Here is an 18,764-nt window from a genome sequence, read left to right as displayed (position 1 = left end):
TAGAGGTGAAGACCCAAAGGTCAGAATCAAACCATTGCACAAAATGACCGTGGACCAAGTCACCAAAGAACTTTCAGCCAATGGATTTAAAATATCCCAGAACGGTCAGTTTATGAATATCCAGCATTTTTTGGTTTTTGAAAAAGAGTGAAAATTCCATATGTCCGGGGGATGGAAGTCAAGTATTATTTAACCTTTAATCCCACCTGATAATGGCTGCATTTTTCATGAAGAAAATCCAACAAATCATTCTCAGTTTTCCTGCTGTCCAAATAAACCCTGATGAACTTAGTCTTCCCTTTTTTGGGCTTGATTTGTATGAAATTAAGTTCACTGGATTCGTAGGGACCGGTCTCATCTTTCAATGGCCACCAATTTCTATGGAATGAATAAGTTTTACTGAACAGCATCAATCTGATTTTTGAAATTCCGGAAAATCGGAAGCTCTGCTTTTTTCCATTTTGGATGAAGATGATTTCCTCTTCTCTTAGTTTTATTTCTCCGGATTTTTTTGAATCGAAAAACAAATAATTGAACAATAGTATCAACAGTCCAAGGAAGATGGGCATACTCACAAAAATGCCCTAATTGGCCAATGACCTATCCAAAATCAAAAACAAGCCTAAGCCCATCACCATCAAACCAAAGGCTGAAATATTCAGCAATTGAGATGTATTGTTTGTTTCTTTGGTATCTAAAGCAAGTGTTTTCATAATCCTATATCAATAATAACAGGCTAAAGAAAGCGAGGGTTTCATCAAAAAAAATAACCTGACTTACAACATGCTTTTGCATTTAAAACTGAAAAGTCGAGGATTTAAGATTACATAATTGAATATACCGTTCAGAATCGGTAGTTTTAATACATGATGATAGACAATCTTTTGAAAATAGAAAAAATCGGTAAGCAGTTATTAAGAGGAGGAATTGCTATTTACCTAGCTTCCATTATATTTTTTACTCTGGGAAACATTAAAGGGACTGAGTTGGCCCAATTACATACCGGATTGGTGGGAATGCTGTTGTTTGGATTAATATTTATGCTCATGTTCCATTATAAAAACCCCAAAGCCGGTGCTATCGGGGGCGCGGGTACTGTCCTGTTTTTTTTGACCTCTGCTTTTTTGGTAGGATACAGTGACTTTGGTCAAAATGTCTCCGGATCAATCATCTTTCTCCGAATCATCAAGGATATTTTACTTGCTTTTGGTGCATTGGCACTGACCGGAGAATCGGTCAAAGAAATGGTCAGGTTGAGGATTACCAAACCATTTCCGAAGAGGTAAAAGATTTTTGATGAACGATGATTATTTGATTATCCGCCTATCAACAATTTAGATATACTATTTTTTTGAATTTTGGCTAAAGCCTTTTGGTTTTACAAATATTACGAATGGGCTAAAGCCACATTCCTATTGATAATTTTAGTCTTTAAAATTATAAATTCCCTGAACAGCAACGGATCGATCTATTTTTTCAAATTAACTGATATATCAAAATCAGCACTGCGATAATTACGATGGTCGTGTATATCAACTTATTGTTTTTTGCCAACCAATTTGGGAGATAAATATCAAAATTATCTGCTTGCGAATCCGAATATTTCCTTGCAATCAAGGTTACAGGGCAAATCGCTTTAAACAAAAGCAAAACAAGCCCTTCCAAAACAATGAGTCCAAGACAAATCCACACCCATTTATCTATTTTGTTGACGATAACCGCATACAGCAAATAAAAAATGACCACATTGAAAAATAACCAAATGGCTGTATGCAAGATTTTGATCCAAACCAATTTTGAAGCACTTTCCATACTTAATCAATCAGTTTTCCAATTTACCACAATCTTCCCAATTGATTGCCGGGACTCCAAAAATCTGTGGGCTTCAGCCAATTGATTAGCATTATACTCTCCACCAATTTCCGGGTCTAAAACTCCTTCTTGGTAAAGCTTCAACACTTCCTTCATACAATGCTGAAGCAAAGCAGGCTTGTCCTCTGCAATTCTCAGCATATTTACACCTATTATGCTGATCGATCGCATCATGAGGATAATAGGCGACCATATTCCAAAGCCGGCCGCTACCCTGAATTTGTGGAAAAAACTTTTGGAAGCAGACATGCTACTGCCACCATACACTACCATTTTCCCACCGCTGTTCAGCAGATTCATTCCTTTTCTTACTGAAATCCCACCAACTGGATCAAATATGGCATCAAGTTTTTTCTTCCAACCTGCTTTCTCCAATACTTTTTCAAAATCCTCATTTCTATAATCAATCGGAAGATCCACACCTTGTCCTACCAGGTAATCTAACTTATGGGAACTGGCAGTTCCTGCAATCACACAACCCTTTCTTTTGGCCATTTGAATCAGGGCCGTCCCAACTCCTCCGGCAGCAGCGTGAATAAGAACATGGTCACCAGGATGTAAATTGAGACATTCTTCCAATGCATACCAAGCAGTGCTATATTGAACTGAAAGGGCAAGGGCCTTACTTGCTGGCACCTCATCACTTAAAGGAATCACCGCCAATTCAGGTGTCAAGACATGGCTGGCATACCCGCCAAACCTGCTGAAAGCCAAAACCCTGTCCCCTACTTTAACACTTTTGACCGATACTCCGATTTTCTCTACTCTTCCCACAGCCTCATATCCTATAACCGTAGGCAAAGAGGGACATTCTCTATACAGCCCAAGCCGCGCCATTACATCAGCATAATTGAGACCAAAGGATTCTGATTTAATCAAAACTTCATCTTCGGCAGGATCGTGTAACTTTAAATCACGGAGTTCAAATGCTTTATCAGCATCACCGTTTTGGACAAGGTAGAAAGCTTTCATAGCTAAAAATACCATATTTTGTTGATAAGGTGAATTTTACATTTTAAAAAACATGGTTATCCCCTTCTTTGCCAGTAACCCATTATTCTACTATAGACATGACGGAAGACCGATGGACCGGGCATTTCTATCTCCTAACAAGAATTATATTGAATTACCATTTTACTGACATCAATGGGTGCATACATAATAAAACATGTACTTAACTCCTTCTCAAATCCAATCTAATTTCTCAACTGTTTGTGATGATATGACTTCACCTGTATGCTTGGTAGATTTGGGCTCGATCAACATGACATGAACTTCTTCCCCATCTTTGGTCCATGGAAAATGTTCTACACCTTTTGGAACAATCAGAATCTCTCCGGGACCAGTTGTCACCGTCTCCCTATCCTTGAAATCCATCATCAGCGTTCCGCTGATCACCGCAAACATTTCATCTTCCTCTTGGTGGCTGTGCCACACAAATTCTCCTTTTAATTTAGCCAGTTTGACAAAGTTTTCATTGAGTTCGCCGATGATATAGGGATGCCAAAAATCTGATATTTTATTGAGTTTTTCTTTAAGGTCAGTTTTCATAAATTGAATATTTTTAGGGGTTTTATTTAAAGGTTAAATAAAACAGACATAGATTTGTTTCTGATCAAAATTCAACTGAATAAGATATTGATAATATGCGGATAAATATAAGTGCAATTTTGGTTGGTTTAGGAATGGTTTTGGTTTCCTGTCAAGCCGTGGAAAAGAAATCAATCAGTGATGATATTGCTACCATCACGGCAATATCCGCCGAAAGGGCAAAAGCATTCAATGAAGGGAATGCCAATGGGATTGCAACACACTTTACCGATGATGCTTATCTAATGGCCCCGGAATCAGAAACAAAGAGAGGAAAAGAAGCTATTCAAGCTTATTACCAAGCTATTTTTGATGAGTTTGAATCAGAACTGGAAAGTGGTTATGAAGATGTGAAAATCGACGGAAATTTGGCTTACGGACGGGGATTTGCCAAAGTATGGCTCACACCCAAATCGGACGGAGAAAAAATCTATTCGGAATCGAAATACCTCAATATCCTTGAAAGGCAGTCAGATGGCACCTGGAAAACCACCCATGATATCTGGAACGGTAATGAATAGGTCTCCAAAAAGGAAGATGAAGGTTTTTAAATATTGACTATTTACCTTGAAACAGCATAAGTTTGAATGCTGAGTACAAAAACAGGTGTCGGATTCAACCCATTTTATTAGATTTTTATTTTGGTCTTTTCAATTGTCCGTCTCTGCTCCAAAATTGTTCAAAATCGTTCATCAGTATTTAATATAAACCCATAAATCCGGGAGTTTGAGGCGTTTTTCATGTTGGCATTTCTATTGGGAAGGTTTTGAAAATCCAACACTGAAATGCTCAAAAACTATTTTTTCACCGCCTGGCGCATCATGGGCAGACAAAAAGGCTATACTGCCATCAATATCCTGGGGCTGAGCCTCGGAATAGCCGCCAGTATTTTGATCTCCATCTATATAATAGATGAATTAAGTTATGATAAATTCCAAAAAGATGGCAAACGAATTTACAGGGTGTTTATGCAAGGTCAAATGCAGGACCATTCATTTGAGGTAGCCATGACTCCCGCACCCATGGCCCAAGCATTGAAGGATGAAGTTCCGGAAGTTGAGGATGCTATTCGCTTTGGGATTTTCAAAACCATGCCCATTCAGTACGAGGACAAAACATTTACTGAAGAAAGGATCATAGTTTCAGATCCCAATTTCTTTGACTTTTTCACTTTCGAGGTTCTTCAGGGCAATCCAAAAACAGCACTTGAAGGCCCGGACAAACTGGTCATTACCGAATCCGGAGCCAAAAAGTATTTTGGAGATGAGGATCCTATTGGAAAAATAATCCTTCGCGGTTCTGAAAAAAGAGCAAACGAAATCACAGCGGTAGTGGCGGATCCACCCCAAAATTCCCATATCACTTTTGACATGTTACTTTCAGGAGAAAGCTGGGGGTATATGAAAAATGAGCAATGGTCAAGTTCCAACCTCTATACCTATTTCAAGATTCACCCAGGGGCCGATGCCAACAAAGTTCAGGAAGCATTGGGGATTTTTATCACTAAATATTTTGGCGTGGAACTGGAGAGGTTCATGGGTATTTCTCTGGAACAGTTCAAAGCAGCAGGCAACAGTGCGGGATTTTACATGCAACCCATGCTTGACATCCACCTTCATTCCAACCTTCAGGAAGAAATAAAACCAACAGGCAATATCCAGTACCTATACATTTTTGGAGCTGTTGCCTTGTTTATAATATTCATTGCCTGCATCAACTTCATGAACCTGTCCACAGCAAGGTCAGCCAACCGTGCAAAAGAAGTCGGGGTAAGGAAATCAGTTGGTGCAATCAGGTCAAGGTTGATCGGACAATTCCTTTCTGAATCAGTGCTTTACAGTTTGATTTCAACCTTTATTGCTACCATTTTGATTGTAGTGTTGCTAAGGCCATTTAACAATCTTGCCGGGAAAAGTATGGATTTATGGATTTTTATGAACCCACTTGTCCCATTGGGGCTGATTGTATTTGCAGTTTTGATCGGCATCATTGCCGGATCCTATCCTGCATTTTACCTGACTTCTTTTAATCCTGCCAATGTGCTCAAAGGAAAGATCAGAAACGGAGCAAAGAGATCAACATTCAGAAACGGATTGGTGATATTCCAGTTTTTCATATCCATATCCCTGATTATCAGCAGCATGGTTGTCTACAAACAACTGAAATACATACAGCATAAAAACCTTGGCTTTGAAAAGGAAAATGTCATCAACTTATTGCATACCATGTCTTTGGAGAAAAATGCCAAAGCCTTTAAAGATGAGGTACTTCAATATCCCGATTTCATTGCTGCCAGCTTTGCAAACAGGCTTCCTCCCAATATTGATTGGAACAGTGTCTTCAAAACCATGGACACCCAACAGGATTTTTTGTGTAACTTATATTTTGTAGACCATGACCATTTGGATGCCATGGGATACCAGATGGCTCTGGGAAGATTTTTTTCAAGGGATTTTTTAAGTGATTCATCAGCAGTCATCGTCAATGAAACTGCTTTCCGCCAAATGGGATGGAAGGAATTGGATGGACAGAAAATCAGTGGATTTTGGGGAGACAATGATGAACCGGTTGAAAGAACCGTTATAGGAGTCATTGGAGATTTCAACTTCCAAAGCCTGCACCACAATGTCAGGCCCCTTATCATGACTTTGAGCGCTGAACCCAATTACGAAATGGCCATCAAACTCAGTCCCGGAAATGTGGGTGAAAAAATTGCACTATTGGAAAGTATATGGAAAAAACATTCCAATGGAAATGCATTTGAATACACCTTTATCGATGCCAATTTCGATGCCCTTTTCCGGTCAGAACAAAAAATGGGGAATATCATCCTCGTCTTTACCATTTTAGCCATTAGCATTGCCTGCTTGGGATTGTTTGGTTTGGCTGCATTTACTACCGAACAGCGATCCAAAGAAATCAGCATTAGGAAAGCTTTGGGTGCAACGATGCCACAATTGGTGACCATATTGAGCAAGGACTTTACAATCCTGGTGTTGTTTTCCTTTATCATAGCAGGACCTTTGACCTATTACATCATGAACCAATTCTGGTTGCAGAATTTTGCCTACCGGACTGATATTGATATCCTGATGATTTTAGGAGCTGGACTGATTTCTATCTTTATCGCCTGGCTGACAGTAAGCTACCAATCCTTCAAAACCGCCGCCAGCAATCCGGTGGATTATTTGAGGAATGATTGAGGAGGATGGAAATTTAGATTGTAGATTGTAGATTTTAGATTTGGAAAATAGAAGCGAGAGGTTAGAAACGAGAGGCGAGAAGGGAGACCTGCATGGAGGCAGGGATTAGAGACGAGAGGCAAGAAACCAGAAGCGTGACTTTTGATGCGCCGTGGCGTATCGAAGGTCTTTATTGAACCAGTAGGCAAAAAACAAGTGCTGAGAGAGATATATTCCATCCGTCATTCAGGATCGAGAATCAAGAAACGATACTAGTCCTGAGATACTTTATCTATTCAAAGCCTGCACTTGGTTTCGAGGAATCAGGTTACTTAAACCCTGAACTATACTTGGTACTTTGTTCATCGTACTTGGTACTTCCACCTTTTTTCCTTCATCCTTCCTTTCCTGTTCTCCAATCTAAAATCTAAAATATTCAATCTAAAATCCCTAAACCCACTCCGTCTCCACTCCCTGACTTCTGACCATAGCCTGAAATTCCCTTAAAAGGGTTTTATCCTCTCTGACGGTTTTAGGGGTTACGTTTTTGGATAAGGCAAAAGGCACCAACATTCCTACAGCTTCTCCAATGCTCCATTCGACAGGATGCAGTCTGTAGCAGCCGTTGGTAATATGGGTAGTGCCAATGTTTTTGTTCGCAGGAAGGAGGTTTTCCATGTTTTGGGGAATCAGGGCTCCCAAAGGAATCTGAAAGGGAAGGGATGGGAAATCAATGTAATTATCTCCACGGGAACTTGGATGCAAATCGATATGGTAATAACCGATTCCGACACTGTCATCAAAAGTAGCTGCTTTCAATTCATCTCCTGACAAACCTGAAACCGAAGCCCTTTGCTCTTTTCCAACGTGTTCTTCTAAGACCGTGAAAAGTGCCTTGATCCTTCTGGATTCACGGACATAAGGATATTTGGCCAAGCCGTCTTCGGTCCCCATAACATCATTTCTAAGCCGCAACCCCTTCCAACCTTTGCCTCCATCGGGTCTTGTTACTTCTGTCTGCAACCAATACAAAAAGGATAAACTCAATTGTTTTCCACCATCGAAATGCTTTTTGAATTCGGCTTCACTGACATCTACGATATTGCCGGGGATATAATCATTTTGTGGCCAATTGACCAAGCTGATATCTCCTGAATAAAGACCTGGAGTAAAATTATTCTTGTTCAAAATCCTGCGGTAAAGCCAAAGGTTCAACAGGTCACCGGTCGGTAATCCTTCAGGATGAAAACCCAAGGCTTTGGGCGCCAGAGTCTGTGGATTGGAATAGTGCATGGCCAGCATTTTGCCCGGCCAAGGAGGAGTCAGGTCAGGAACATAATTTTTCCAGGAATCATAATCCGCAGGCTTCGGAATAGTCCAATCTTCTCCTTTGACATAATCCATGGCAAAACAAACCGTAAAAGATTGGTTGTTCTCAGGATTTCCTTTTTCAGGGGCATGGAGTTCACCTGTTTCATGTTTGGATTCTGTTCCGGTTACATAAGCTGTTTTGGTCATTGGCAATAAGTCCCCAAGTTCCGTAGCATCCACAAAATAAGGAGCCGTTAATAAAACTTCTTTACCTAAAATCAATGATTTAGCAGTGAGTGATTTGACTCTGTTTCCTTGAAAACCTGCTGATTTTACCCGATGGTTGAGCAGAAGCACCAATTTTCCGGAACTCTCAAAAGGGGCAAGCATCGCATGCAGAACCGCCAGAGCAACTTTGGGTTCGTGGCAAAGACGTGAAACTGAACCGTCTCCTGGATTCAAAAATTCTTTGGATGCTGCTTCCTCAGTCAACGGATAATTGTTTCTATAATATTCCCTAACAGCAGTTCTAAAATACCTGTAAGATTCCGGTGCCCCATGGGTCTCTATCCAAGGGTGTTCGTCAGGCGGCACACCCTGTTGGGTAATCTGTCCGCCAATCCAATCCGTCTCCTCGGTCATCACTACAGAAAGTCCATTCCTTAAAGCTGCCAAAGCAGAAGCACAGCCACCAAGACCGCCACCGGCAATTATCACATCAGCCTGATAGCTTCTGTTGTTCTCGGAAGCAGTAACTTTTCGGGACAAACCGTCTTTTGCAGATAGCTGCTGAAATGGAGATAAGGCCAAGGCACCGGAGCCCAATGCCAAACCGGACAGGAAGTTTCTTCTTTTCATATGTTTATAATTTGTTTAAAAAAGTCACATGGAATCTCGCATGATTGATTTTTATCCCCATTGGGATGCTGGTGTCATGCTCGATTTCATGGTAATATTTTGGATTGGGCTAAATTATAAAAAATAGGTTAAGAAATGTTACTTATTAAAAAATTTTATGGAAGATGATAGTGGGATTTCTTTTATCCTATGTTATTTAAGTCAATTAAGTTATGAACTCCTAAAGAATAAAGTCTCCTTTCTATAAATCGAAATTCCAACTCTGAAATGGTAACCATAAAAATTACCTATGTGAAATCTATTTTCAAGCCAAATAAATTTTGGGCTATAGTATAAAATCCCGAAGGGATTAAATCCCTGAAAGGGTATTCAATCCCTATCGGGATTGGTCTAATACTTACATAAAATTTAATTCTATTGTGAATAACTAATTAGATGTCAACACTTCTAATAAATCTTAATTAAGGCAGCAGAATTCTACAAAATCTACTTTCCTATCTCCTACTCCAAGAATTTAAATCCCCGCAAACTCAAATGGCTTCGCTGTCTTAAACAGTTTATTGGTATTCCCTGCATAAGTCTCGTGATTGGAAACACTCAACTTTTTGACGGTTGACTTTTCGGAAAAATCCACTTTGCTGATATCCACCCAAAAAGTATTTGGTGTCAATACCGTTTCGAAATAGTAGACCAGATTTTTTTGATCCGATACAGACCTCCACCTTGTGGAAGAAATATTGGGTTCTTCCTCGGAGGAAATGCCAAAGGGAACCGAACAGTTTCTGATTACCGAAAAAACCGAGGCCACCGAAATCCGCATATCATCCGTTTGAGAAATGGCATTGATATAAAAAGATGCCCTCGCAAACCGATCCGCTGCCCTGTTGGTTCCCGGAAGCATGTGTAGACCTCCAATGGATTTCCAATAGGCATTCAATGCCAGCTGTTGATCGAAAACAGGTGAGTTGGTCATTACATTATATGACCTATCATGATGGATCAACATATTTCCATCCACATATTCAAAAATGGCATTATCTCCACTGGTATCTGAAATGGACAAATGCAAAGTTGCCAACCGCTCAGTTCCCGGAATATTGGCAGAGACAACTTCAAAATCTCTGTATCTCATAGCATCTACTGCCTCAGTGACCGTGGCAAAATTATCCAACATAAACTGCACCCAAGCTGCTATAGAAAGCCCTTTGCCTTTTCCATCAAATTCGGGATATGAGGATTCTGCCAACCAAAGCAAATTGGCCACCAAGCCCTTTTCATTCATCCCATCAGTGCTGCTGATATCAAAAGCACTTGTCACAACACTACCATATTTCGATCTCCATGTAACGGAATTTGGGCCCACTGCACCATTTCTGTTCATACCCCTTGGAAACAGCCAAATATCCGCAGGGATCTCATCCTTCCAATCCATGGACCTAGCGGTAATGATGTTGCCATTTGGACCTTGATAGACTACACGGGTGCAGGCATTGGAGAGGTGGGTTGGTAAAAGGAATGGGAAACAAAAAAAGATAGTTAAAAACTTTTTCAATATTTTTATAAATAAATTGTTTAGGTTCTTAAAATTATAAATTAGATTTATAACATTATACAAAATAATACTAAAATTATAATTTACTTTTAAAAATCATATAGGCTCTGTGGTTGGTCAGTTCTTCTTTTTAAATATCCTTGGCTGTTTATTCTTTCTAGCCTCCTATGTTTCCGCCCAAGAAAATTGGCAAAATCTTGATTTCGAAAGCATTTACAAGCTTGCCGATAAAAACACAGACCAATTTCAATATGCTGAGGCAAAAGAAAAACTTGATTTTCTCCTTACAAAACAAGACCAACTCAACCCTGATTTGATTTGGAAATGCAACTCATTATTGGGATATACCTACTATTTCTTAGGGGATTTTACCCAATCCAATACCCATTATTCAGCTGCGCTTGAAATGGAAAAGTCATCTAAGGATACCTCCAGAATGATAAACACCAATAAGGCAATTGGGATGAATTACCGTAAAATGGGTCTTTTTGGAATTTCATTGCAACAATACCAAAAAGCATTGACCCTTACCCAAAACTTCTCTCAAGGAAAATACCACCTCTCCAATCTGTACAATTCAATTTCCCTTCTTTACAACAGCCAAAATGACTTTGTCAAATCCCTTGAATATTCCAAAGAGGCCATAGAACTGGCCGCACAAAATAACGACACCACCCTAATGGCTTTTGCCTATACCAATGCAAGCTTAGCTTTCCACAACCTGGGGCAATTTGATAGCTCTATTATTTACAATTCCAAATCATTGGAACTCAAAAAATCATTGGGAAATTTCGGATCCCCTGCTTCTAATTTCAACAACATGGGTTTGGATTATTTGAAAATGATGGATTTCGTAAAAGCGAATGTTTTTTTTGATTCTGCCAAATATTGGTTTCAAAAAACCCAATTCAAAGAAGGGATGATTATTATCCATAATAATTATGGATCCCTTTTTCTCCAACAAAACCAGCTAAAAACGGCAAAAAGCCATTTGGATACCGCATATCTTCTCCTTCAAAATCTTGAAAACAAAAATCTCTTGGCAGAAAACCTGGAAACTCAAGTAGAACTGTATTCCAAGTTAAATGATTTTAAGAAAGCTTTTGAAATTCAGACAGATTTGGTAGCCCTTAAAAATGATTTGTTTCAAACTGAAGTACTACAAACCAAACAATTTGAATCCGCTTATTTATTGAGTGAAAAGGAAAAGGAAAAGCAAATCCTTCAACTTGATGCGACATTGGCGCAACAGAAACAAAAGCAGTACAGTCAATTCTTCACATTGGCCACAATTATAGCTGTTTTGCTCCTTATCCTATCCACCATCTATTTTTCACTCAGCCGCCAATTGAAATCCAAAAACAACCTGATCGAAATCCAGAAAACCGACATCATTCACAGGACCAATAATATTCTGGCCAAAGTCCAGGCAACCTTAAAAATCATCGCCAATGGATTTCCCAACAATGCCGAAAAGGAAAAACTACAGTTAGCAGAGTCGGTGATTATTTCGGCGGGAAAGCTTCAGGAATTCACATACACTGCTGCCAACCAAACCGGGAAAGTTGTTATGGACCATTACATAAAGAGTTTAACGAAAAACATTTTTGAAACTTTTGCCCCTAAGGATCAAGAAATATTTTATAGACTCCAACTAGAAGAAGGTATCCTAATTCCTGAGGAACAAGGCATGAACATAGGAATCATCTACTCAGAATTGGTTTTGAATGCAATCAAATATGCCTTTGGAAATCATCAAACTCCAAACCCTGAAATATCAGTAGCTCTGAAAATTCATAGGGAAAAACTGAAGCTAGAGGTTCAAGACAATGGTAGGGGTTTGCCAAAAGACCTTAAACAGGGCACCGGTCTTGAAATGGTCCATAAACTAGCGAAGCAAATCAGAGCCAATCTCAATATCTCATCTGATGTAACAGGTACAAAGTTTGAACTCATCATAAATAGACTCTAAATGAAAATCCTGATCGCTGAAAATAATCCAATGGAAGCAGAGGCTTTGATTCTCGACCTAAAGGAATTTTTCCAGAAATCTCCCAATTTTGAAATCCTTGGACCGATTGCTTCACTCAGAGAAACCCGGGAAATTTTAAAAACCGTAAATGACCTTTCTTTGGCAATTCTAGATATAAGCTTGGATGATGGAGAGGACAGTGGTATCAAAATAGCCAAATTGATTTCATCGGTCAATAATGTCCCAACGATTTTCATGTCAGGATTGCCAAGGGAAAAGGGATTTGAAGTTGCGAAATATGCAAAGCCGTTTTCTTATTTAAAAAAGCCGTACAGCAAACAAGACCTTTGGGATTCTTTGGAATTGGCCATTCAGTATAATCATAAATCAGAGAATTGGAAACATAAAGACAAGGTCCCTGAAAATCAAATCCTATATTTAAAGACTTCCCCTGGTGAAATTACCCCAGTAAAAATACAGGATATCATTTTGATAGAGGCAGATGACAAAATCCTGAATATTTTTACAGAAAACCCATTCAAAAAAATCGTCATCGGGTCACCCGGTTTAAAAAACTTTTATCAGGAAAAACTTCAGCATCTCAGGGATTTTGCACAGGTCAATAAAAAGTATGTGGTGAATTCCAGAAAAATAAGACTGATTAAAGACAATCATTTGCACATGTTGCCTTCGGAATTAGACCCTGTGATGGTTATTCCTAAAGGATTCCCAAAACCAATTCCGCTTCCTAGTGATGTGTATATTAGAAATATGATAATGAAAGAATTGGGAATTAAGTAGGATTTAAAGAAAACCTTATTTTAAACTCATATACCAACTTAATTCTAAATAAGGGCTTCCTATTTGGACCTACCCTTATATTTAACTCAACAAGATATCAAGTTTAAAAAAATTCTGTAATAGGATTGGTATTTGATTCTACCTAATTATTCATTAATTCCACAAATGTTTAAGTAACGCAAGATTTCTTAATCCGGACAAGTTCCCCAAACTGGCTCTGGTAAAAGCCAAGCAGTGGCACCGGTACGAAAATCATTTGGTAAAGTTGGTATTTTTTGCACGCACCATTTTGAAAGGTCCTGGTTAAATTTAGTATTAAAAGCGAACATTCCTCTCATATTAACAACCTGACTTACATCCCAATTTCCTAGTGGGTGGTTGAAGCCAGAATTCGTAAACATCTGGTTCATATATTCTACTTTTCCTACGTTCCAGTTTTCAATAGGCTGGTCAAAATCAGACTCCAAAAACATTCCAGCCATAGATTCTACCTCTCCCACTTCCCAATTATCAATATCTTGATTAAACTGTGACCTTTGGAACATTGCTTCCATCGAGGTTACATTACTTACATTCCAATTACCTATCGGGTGATTGAATTTTGAATTTGAAAACATCCCATACATATTTGTCACATTACCAACGTTCCAATCACCTATTGGTTGATTGAACAAAGATTCACTAAACATTAAAACCATCTCAGTTACTTTGCTCACATCCCAATCTCCAATAGCTTGATTGAATTGAGAGCCAGAAAACATGACAGACATATTAGTGACGTTACTTACATCCCACTCTCCTATCGGTTGGTTAAATTGAGAACCACCAAACATACTAGCCATATTGGTAACTTTACTTACATTCCATTCATTAATAGAAAGATTAAATTTAGATGCTGCAAACATTTGCTTCATATTAATTACACTACTCACATCCCATTTGCTAATATCCTGATTGAATTGGGAACCCATGAACATCTGCTCCATATCAGTGACATTGCCTACATCCCAATTCCCTATGGCTGGATTTAAATTTTTTTCATTGTAAAAAAAATATGTCATATCGGTCACCAACGAAGTACACAGCTTCGTCATATCGGCTTTTTCATTTCTTCTGTTCCGCACTAAGTCATTATCCACCGCTTCATACTCCACTCCATTTATTATTCCCTTATCCCCAGGATTTGCCCCCTCACATTTACAAGTAATTCCATTTGCTGCCAGATAAAATACACTTGTACTTCCTTGTTTAAAAGTAACAGTCACATTCTTCTCCCCATCCACCAAAATCTGTTTTGGAACCTCATTCCCACTCAAATCCCCTCCCCAACTCTCAAATACCCAACCTTCCGCTGGAACAGGGGTAAGTTCAACAGTTGTCCCATGGGGATATTCCTTGCCAGAGGGATTGGTGACGATAACTTCTGTAAAAGTGCCTTCTCCTTCAATAGTAATATTCAATGGGTATTCCCTCAATTTGAACTTAGCAGTCACATTCTTCACCCCATCCACTGTAATCCGCTTTGGAACTTCTGTACCACTCAAATCTCCTCCCCAACTTTCAAAGACCCATCCATCCTTTGGAACTGGGGTAAGCTCAACCGTAGTTCCGTGGGGATATTCCCTGCCTGAGGGGTTGGTAATAATGATTTCATTGACCGTTCCTTCTCCCTCGATAGTGATATTCAAGGGATAGTCTCTTTTGATAAATACTGCAGTGACCGATTTATTGGAGTTCATGGTAATGGTCAATGGGCTGGAACTGCCGCTTGCATCCCCTTCCCACTTTTGAAATACCCAATTTGGATTGGCCTCGGGGGTGAGGGTGACGGTTTGTCCTTCATTATAGGGGCCTGCGGATGGTGAAATATTAATCTTGCCGCCTTCTGAAGGGGATACTAAAGTAGAGAGTGTGTAGGTCGGTGTCGGAGTTGGCTCATCTGTTCCACAGCTAAAAATAAATGCTAAATGAATTAAAAAGAATCCTGTGCGGAATAAGGAATTTAAGTTATTGGATTTCATAGGATTAGTATTTTAGAAAGACACTTCTGAAACAGTTATATCCTATGAATCTAAAGGAATCTGTGAGTTTAAACTTATTTAGTTCGTGAGCATAGGGTTTTTGTTCGTCTGCCTAGTGTTTTTAGTCGTTAATTTTTTGAAAGACAAAAAAAGTGAGTTATAAGATTCAAGACCAGGTTCAGGTGAATTTCAAGGTGTTTCTTCCAGGAAGAAGATCCGGAAAGATTGAACCAAGCTTACAACCTTTCAACTCAAAAATATTACAACTTTTCCCCCACACTCCCAGAATCCCCTACCTCACGAACCAAAAACCTACCCACACGAATTAATTTATTAAAAGCCATAGGTATAGTCTATTTTTAATTGAAATACCACAGATTCAATCCGTTACGCCAATATTGTTTTTTTCTACTCCACCAAAACATAAATAACCATCATTATGAAAAAAAATGTACTTCTCCCCATCCTGCTGATGCTTATCATCGCATCCCCATTGTCAGCCAAGGTCATCCGGGTCAACAATCAAGAGACTGTCAGTAAACCTGAAGAAAACAGCTATATTACCATGATAGAGGCTTATAATGCAGCTGGACATGCAGACACAATATATTTGGAACCTACAGCTGTCGCTCATGGAAACTTAGAAGTAGGTAAAAGAATTGTTTTTATCGGAGGTGGGTATTTTCATGATCAAAATCCAGATTTGAACGCACAACCTTTTTCATCCCTTGTTACTGGTACTTGGACTTTTAAATTGGGTTCACTTGGTTCGAAATTGATAGGATTATCTTTTTCCCGCCCTGGTGGATCTATTTTTTTGGAAGTTAATGACATCGAAATTTCAAACTGTTATTTTTCTGGGGCGAGTTCTTCCATTGGTGCAGGAAGAAGAATCAATGCACAGAACAATCTGGAAAATTTAACGGTTTCTGGATGTTTTTTTTCTTCTACTAATTCAAGCAGTTGGAACAATGTTTTCAACAATGTATCACTAATCAATATTGTTTTCATCAATAATATTTCCCTTAGACCTGTAAATATTGCAAATAACAGTACGGGGGTCTTCTCAAATAATTTAATCCAATCTACCACATTCTCCATTGGGGAAAACTCAAATTTTCAGGTTCATAACAATATTTTTTTAGATATGACCTCTATTACAATACCAAATGCGATTGGTAGCAACCTAAGTCATAATGTTGCAAATCATGCTCTATTCGGAACTGCAAACAATAACCAAGCGAATGTTCCAATTGGGGATCTCTTTATCGTGAGTGAGTCCACTGATGGAAAATACCAAATCAAAGAAGGCGGACCTGCGGATGGTCAGGGACGTGACGGAGTGGACATTGGACCTTTTGGAGGAGCTAAGCCTTATAAACTTTCTGGGCTTCCTGATATCCCTGTCGTCTATCAGCTTACCACAACAGGCGTATCTAACTCGGCTGGAAAACTTCCAATCACTATCAAGGTGAAAGCCAACTAAGCCAAAATTAGATGAGACTTTTAGCGACCTTACTCTTGCTGATTGGGATGATTCCGATATTGGGGCATGCCCAACAAACCGTAGGAGGAGAGTTTTTTTTCAATTCCTATTTGGATTTTGGAAAAGGAATTCCCTTCACCCTTGCAAATGATCAATCCCAGTTGAATTTGGATGTCGCTTCCGCTGATGAAGGATTTAATGTCCTGTATTTGAGGACTAAGGACAATCTTGGAAAATGGTCCTTGGCAAGCAAAACACCATTTTACAAACATATCAACCGAAGCACTGTGGAAACTGTGGAGATGGAATATGTTTTTGATACATACCAAGATATAGGGAAAGGAAAAAAAATCCCGATAGATGAAAGCAATACCGAATACCTGATTGATTTGGATGGATTGACTCCGGGACTTCATGTTTTATATCTCAGGACGAAAAATACCCTTGGACAATGGTCCCATATCAAAATCACAGCTTTTTATTTAGCTGAAGAGGAGCTTGCCAAAATCGTATCCCTTCGGTATCAATTTCTGGGAACCGGATTTGCAAGTGAAGTTTTCACTTTTTCGGATTTTGAGCCAACGACGGAATTGAGCCTAGATCAAAACCAATTTATGGCCAATGCCAGTGGTTTGGAAGAGGGGAAAAACTATACCCTCAAGATTATCGCAGTAAATGAAAAAGGACAGCAAAGCATTGTCTATACCTATGGATTTGAACTGACAATCTTGTCTTTGCTAAATATCAATGAAATAATTGTAACTGAACCAACCTGTTTTGGTGTCAATGACGGAAAGGTGGAGATTGAAGCTGTGGGAGAGGATATTGAAATAGAATACAGTCTGAATAACATTACCTTCCAAGAGGAGGGAATTTTTGAAAATCTACCTCCTGGAGCGTATATAGCCTACATCAGGGACAAAAACGATACAGAAAATTTGGTACAGGAATCTTTTGAAATTACCGGTCCAACAGAAATCCAAGTATCAATATCCAACATAAACCAAGTTTCATGCCCTGGAGATTCCAATGGAGGCTTCACCGTCAATGCGACAGGTGGCGCAGGTTCATTTACCTACAAACTTTCTACACAGACTTCATTCCAAGAAGGAAACCAATTTGGAGACTTAACAGCGGGGGATTATTCCGTCACTGTCAAAGATGGTAACGGTTGTGAATCCAGTAGCACGGTCCAGATCACTGCTCAAAATGAAAGTCCTGCTATCCCTACCATAACGATTCAGGGCACTGACGGAATCTCTACTGAAGTCCAATTAGTTTCCAGTAGTGCTAGCGGTAACCAATGGTTGAGAAATGGTACTGAAATCCCTGGGGCAACCGGACAAACCTTAGAGATAACCCAAGCAGGAAGCTATCAGGTCCAGGTGACCGGAGGATCGGGTTGTTCATCGATATCTGCTACAACAGTGATCACAGAGTTGGGCGAAATCCAAACTGGTAATTTGATCAAACTCTTCCCCAATCCTGCAAATGACATAGTCAGAGTCAAATTTGAAAGGGAATTCTATCTGGAGAAAATCACCATCGTCAATTCACAAGGCATTTTGGTCAATATCCTGGAAATCCAAAAAATGACCGATGAGGTGATGATAGAGGTGACAAGATTCGCTCCGGGCAATTACATCCTTTTGGTAGAAGGAGTTGGAATGAACGAAAGATTAAACTTGATAAAAAGATAACACCTATGAAAACTCATTTCAAAAACATATTGGGCTTGACCATAGCTGTATTCTTCCTACTCACAGCCATATCATGTGGAGACGATCCAAAACCCCAACCGGAGCCTACCAAGTCCGAACTGATTGCGCAAAACTGGTCATTGAGGTCAGTTAGTATTGGTGGACAGCCCGAAAACATTTCGGGCTATTCCATTCGTTTTCAGAGCAATGGGAATTTCAATTTCACCACTCCCAATGTTCCGGGTTTGCCATCTAGCGGAACCTGGGCAATAAATGCTTCTGAAACAGTAATCATTCTGAACGGTTCCATTGAACTTCCCATCCGTACATTGACCAAAACCAATTTTGCTTTTGATTACACTTATGAAAACCACAAAGAAGGGAATGTGACGGTGCTGTTTGTTTTGGGGGTTTGATTG

The 18,764-nt window shown here is 39.3% G+C and carries 16 protein-coding genes; 8 read left to right on the top strand and 8 right to left on the bottom strand.

The annotated features are described in order from the left end of the window. Positions 1-185: 185 nt before the first annotated feature. The gene (locus ACEW8U_RS21910; RefSeq protein WP_373524191.1) at positions 186-575 is read right to left on the bottom strand and encodes a hypothetical protein; all 390 of its coding nucleotides are present in this window, start codon (positions 573-575) and stop codon (positions 186-188) included. Positions 576-584: 9 nt separating this feature from the next. Further along, complete coding sequence (locus ACEW8U_RS21905) at positions 585-713, bottom strand: hypothetical protein (RefSeq protein WP_373524190.1); 129 nt, start codon at positions 711-713, stop codon at positions 585-587. 153 nt (positions 714-866) lie between these two features. On the opposite strand from ACEW8U_RS21905, the gene ACEW8U_RS21900 reads away from it, so the two are divergent. Further along, complete coding sequence (locus ACEW8U_RS21900; protein WP_373524189.1) at positions 867-1,286, top strand: hypothetical protein; 420 nt, start codon at positions 867-869, stop codon at positions 1,284-1,286. A 190-nt stretch (positions 1,287-1,476) separates the two neighbouring features. On the opposite strand, the gene ACEW8U_RS21895 is transcribed toward ACEW8U_RS21900, so the two are convergent. The 3 genes from ACEW8U_RS21895 to ACEW8U_RS21885 all read right to left on the bottom strand — a co-directional run bounded on the left by ACEW8U_RS21895 (position 1,477) and on the right by ACEW8U_RS21885 (position 3,423). Continuing rightward, complete coding sequence (locus ACEW8U_RS21895; protein WP_373524188.1) at positions 1,477-1,812, bottom strand: hypothetical protein; 336 nt, start codon at positions 1,810-1,812, stop codon at positions 1,477-1,479. Between the two features lie 6 nt (positions 1,813-1,818). Beyond that, on the bottom strand, positions 1,819-2,844 hold the full coding sequence (locus tag ACEW8U_RS21890; protein ID WP_373524187.1) for a zinc-binding dehydrogenase: 1,026 nt from the start codon (positions 2,842-2,844) through the stop codon (positions 1,819-1,821). Between the two features lie 213 nt (positions 2,845-3,057). Further along, positions 3,058-3,423, bottom strand: a complete 366-nt coding sequence (locus ACEW8U_RS21885) for a cupin domain-containing protein (RefSeq protein WP_373524186.1) — start codon at positions 3,421-3,423, stop codon at positions 3,058-3,060. 95 nt (positions 3,424-3,518) lie between these two features. On the opposite strand from ACEW8U_RS21885, the gene ACEW8U_RS21880 reads away from it, so the two are divergent. Together ACEW8U_RS21880 and ACEW8U_RS21875 are read left to right on the top strand one after the other, a co-directional pair. Next, complete coding sequence (locus tag ACEW8U_RS21880) at positions 3,519-3,983, top strand: SgcJ/EcaC family oxidoreductase (RefSeq protein WP_373524185.1); 465 nt, start codon at positions 3,519-3,521, stop codon at positions 3,981-3,983. A 264-nt stretch (positions 3,984-4,247) separates the two neighbouring features. Next, on the top strand, positions 4,248-6,665 hold the full coding sequence (locus ACEW8U_RS21875; RefSeq protein WP_373524184.1) for an ABC transporter permease: 2,418 nt from the start codon (positions 4,248-4,250) through the stop codon (positions 6,663-6,665). 429 nt (positions 6,666-7,094) lie between these two features. Here the strand turns inward: ACEW8U_RS21875 and ACEW8U_RS21870 are convergent, their stop codons facing one another. Together ACEW8U_RS21870 and ACEW8U_RS21865 are read right to left on the bottom strand one after the other, a co-directional pair. Continuing rightward, positions 7,095-8,813: an FAD-dependent oxidoreductase gene (locus ACEW8U_RS21870; protein WP_373524183.1), complete on the bottom strand. Its 1,719-nt coding sequence runs from the start codon at positions 8,811-8,813 to the stop codon at positions 7,095-7,097. A gap of 514 nt (positions 8,814-9,327) precedes the next feature. Beyond that, entirely contained in the window at positions 9,328-10,365 is a 1,038-nt protein-coding gene (locus ACEW8U_RS21865; RefSeq protein WP_373524182.1) for a linear amide C-N hydrolase, read from the bottom strand. A 109-nt stretch (positions 10,366-10,474) separates the two neighbouring features. On the opposite strand from ACEW8U_RS21865, the gene ACEW8U_RS21860 reads away from it, so the two are divergent. Both ACEW8U_RS21860 and ACEW8U_RS21855 read left to right on the top strand, forming a co-directional pair. Then, entirely contained in the window at positions 10,475-12,337 is a 1,863-nt protein-coding gene (locus tag ACEW8U_RS21860) for an ATP-binding protein (protein ID WP_373524181.1), read from the top strand. Further along, positions 12,338-13,138 carry a LytR/AlgR family response regulator transcription factor gene (locus ACEW8U_RS21855; RefSeq protein ID WP_373524180.1) on the top strand — a complete coding sequence of 267 codons (801 nt, stop codon included), beginning with the start codon at positions 12,338-12,340 and terminating at the stop codon, positions 13,136-13,138. A 188-nt stretch (positions 13,139-13,326) separates the two neighbouring features. Here the strand turns inward: ACEW8U_RS21855 and ACEW8U_RS21850 are convergent, their stop codons facing one another. Next, positions 13,327-15,159 carry a BspA family leucine-rich repeat surface protein gene (locus ACEW8U_RS21850; RefSeq protein WP_373524179.1) on the bottom strand — a complete coding sequence of 611 codons (1,833 nt, stop codon included), beginning with the start codon at positions 15,157-15,159 and terminating at the stop codon, positions 13,327-13,329. 439 nt (positions 15,160-15,598) lie between these two features. On the opposite strand from ACEW8U_RS21850, the gene ACEW8U_RS21845 reads away from it, so the two are divergent. Genes ACEW8U_RS21845 through ACEW8U_RS21835 form a run of 3 tightly spaced genes read left to right on the top strand, consistent with a single transcriptional unit; the run spans position 15,599 to position 18,761 of the window. Continuing rightward, on the top strand, positions 15,599-16,645 hold the full coding sequence (locus ACEW8U_RS21845) for a hypothetical protein (RefSeq protein WP_373524178.1): 1,047 nt from the start codon (positions 15,599-15,601) through the stop codon (positions 16,643-16,645). A gap of 11 nt (positions 16,646-16,656) precedes the next feature. After that, positions 16,657-18,345: a T9SS type A sorting domain-containing protein gene (locus ACEW8U_RS21840; RefSeq protein ID WP_373524177.1), complete on the top strand. Its 1,689-nt coding sequence runs from the start codon at positions 16,657-16,659 to the stop codon at positions 18,343-18,345. A 5-nt stretch (positions 18,346-18,350) separates the two neighbouring features. Further along, positions 18,351-18,761, top strand: coding sequence for a hypothetical protein (locus tag ACEW8U_RS21835; RefSeq protein WP_373524176.1), 411 nt, complete (start codon positions 18,351-18,353; stop codon positions 18,759-18,761). Positions 18,762-18,764 lie beyond the last annotated feature (3 nt).

The sequence above is a fragment of the Aquiflexum sp. genome, assembly GCF_041751335.1.
Lineage (GTDB): Bacteria > Bacteroidota > Bacteroidia > Cytophagales > Cyclobacteriaceae > Aquiflexum.
This window is presented reverse-complemented; position numbering and strand designations above follow the sequence as displayed.

Bases quoted from the DNA above. Each gene is read 5' to 3' on its own strand.
- ACEW8U_RS21895 (WP_373524188.1), bottom strand. From the start codon at position 1,812: ATGGAAAGTGCTTCAAAATTGGTTTGGATCAAAATCTTGCATACAGCC.
- ACEW8U_RS21900 (WP_373524189.1), top strand. From the start codon at position 867: ATGATGATAGACAATCTTTTGAAAATAGAAAAAATCGGTAAGCAGTTA.
- ACEW8U_RS21880 (WP_373524185.1), top strand. From the start codon at position 3,519: ATGCGGATAAATATAAGTGCAATTTTGGTTGGTTTAGGAATGGTTTTG.
- ACEW8U_RS21890 (WP_373524187.1), bottom strand. From the start codon at position 2,844: ATGAAAGCTTTCTACCTTGTCCAAAACGGTGATGCTGATAAAGCATTT.
- ACEW8U_RS21835 (WP_373524176.1), top strand. From the start codon at position 18,351: ATGAAAACTCATTTCAAAAACATATTGGGCTTGACCATAGCTGTATTC.
- ACEW8U_RS21855 (WP_373524180.1), top strand. From the start codon at position 12,338: ATGAAAATCCTGATCGCTGAAAATAATCCAATGGAAGCAGAGGCTTTG.
- ACEW8U_RS21840 (WP_373524177.1), top strand. From the start codon at position 16,657: ATGAGACTTTTAGCGACCTTACTCTTGCTGATTGGGATGATTCCGATA.
- ACEW8U_RS21905 (WP_373524190.1), bottom strand. From the start codon at position 713: ATGAAAACACTTGCTTTAGATACCAAAGAAACAAACAATACATCTCAA.
- ACEW8U_RS21875 (WP_373524184.1), top strand. From the start codon at position 4,248: ATGCTCAAAAACTATTTTTTCACCGCCTGGCGCATCATGGGCAGACAA.
- ACEW8U_RS21885 (WP_373524186.1), bottom strand. From the start codon at position 3,423: ATGAAAACTGACCTTAAAGAAAAACTCAATAAAATATCAGATTTTTGG.
- ACEW8U_RS21870 (WP_373524183.1), bottom strand. From the start codon at position 8,813: ATGAAAAGAAGAAACTTCCTGTCCGGTTTGGCATTGGGCTCCGGTGCC.
- ACEW8U_RS21845 (WP_373524178.1), top strand. From the start codon at position 15,599: ATGAAAAAAAATGTACTTCTCCCCATCCTGCTGATGCTTATCATCGCA.
- ACEW8U_RS21850 (WP_373524179.1), bottom strand. From the start codon at position 15,159: ATGAAATCCAATAACTTAAATTCCTTATTCCGCACAGGATTCTTTTTA.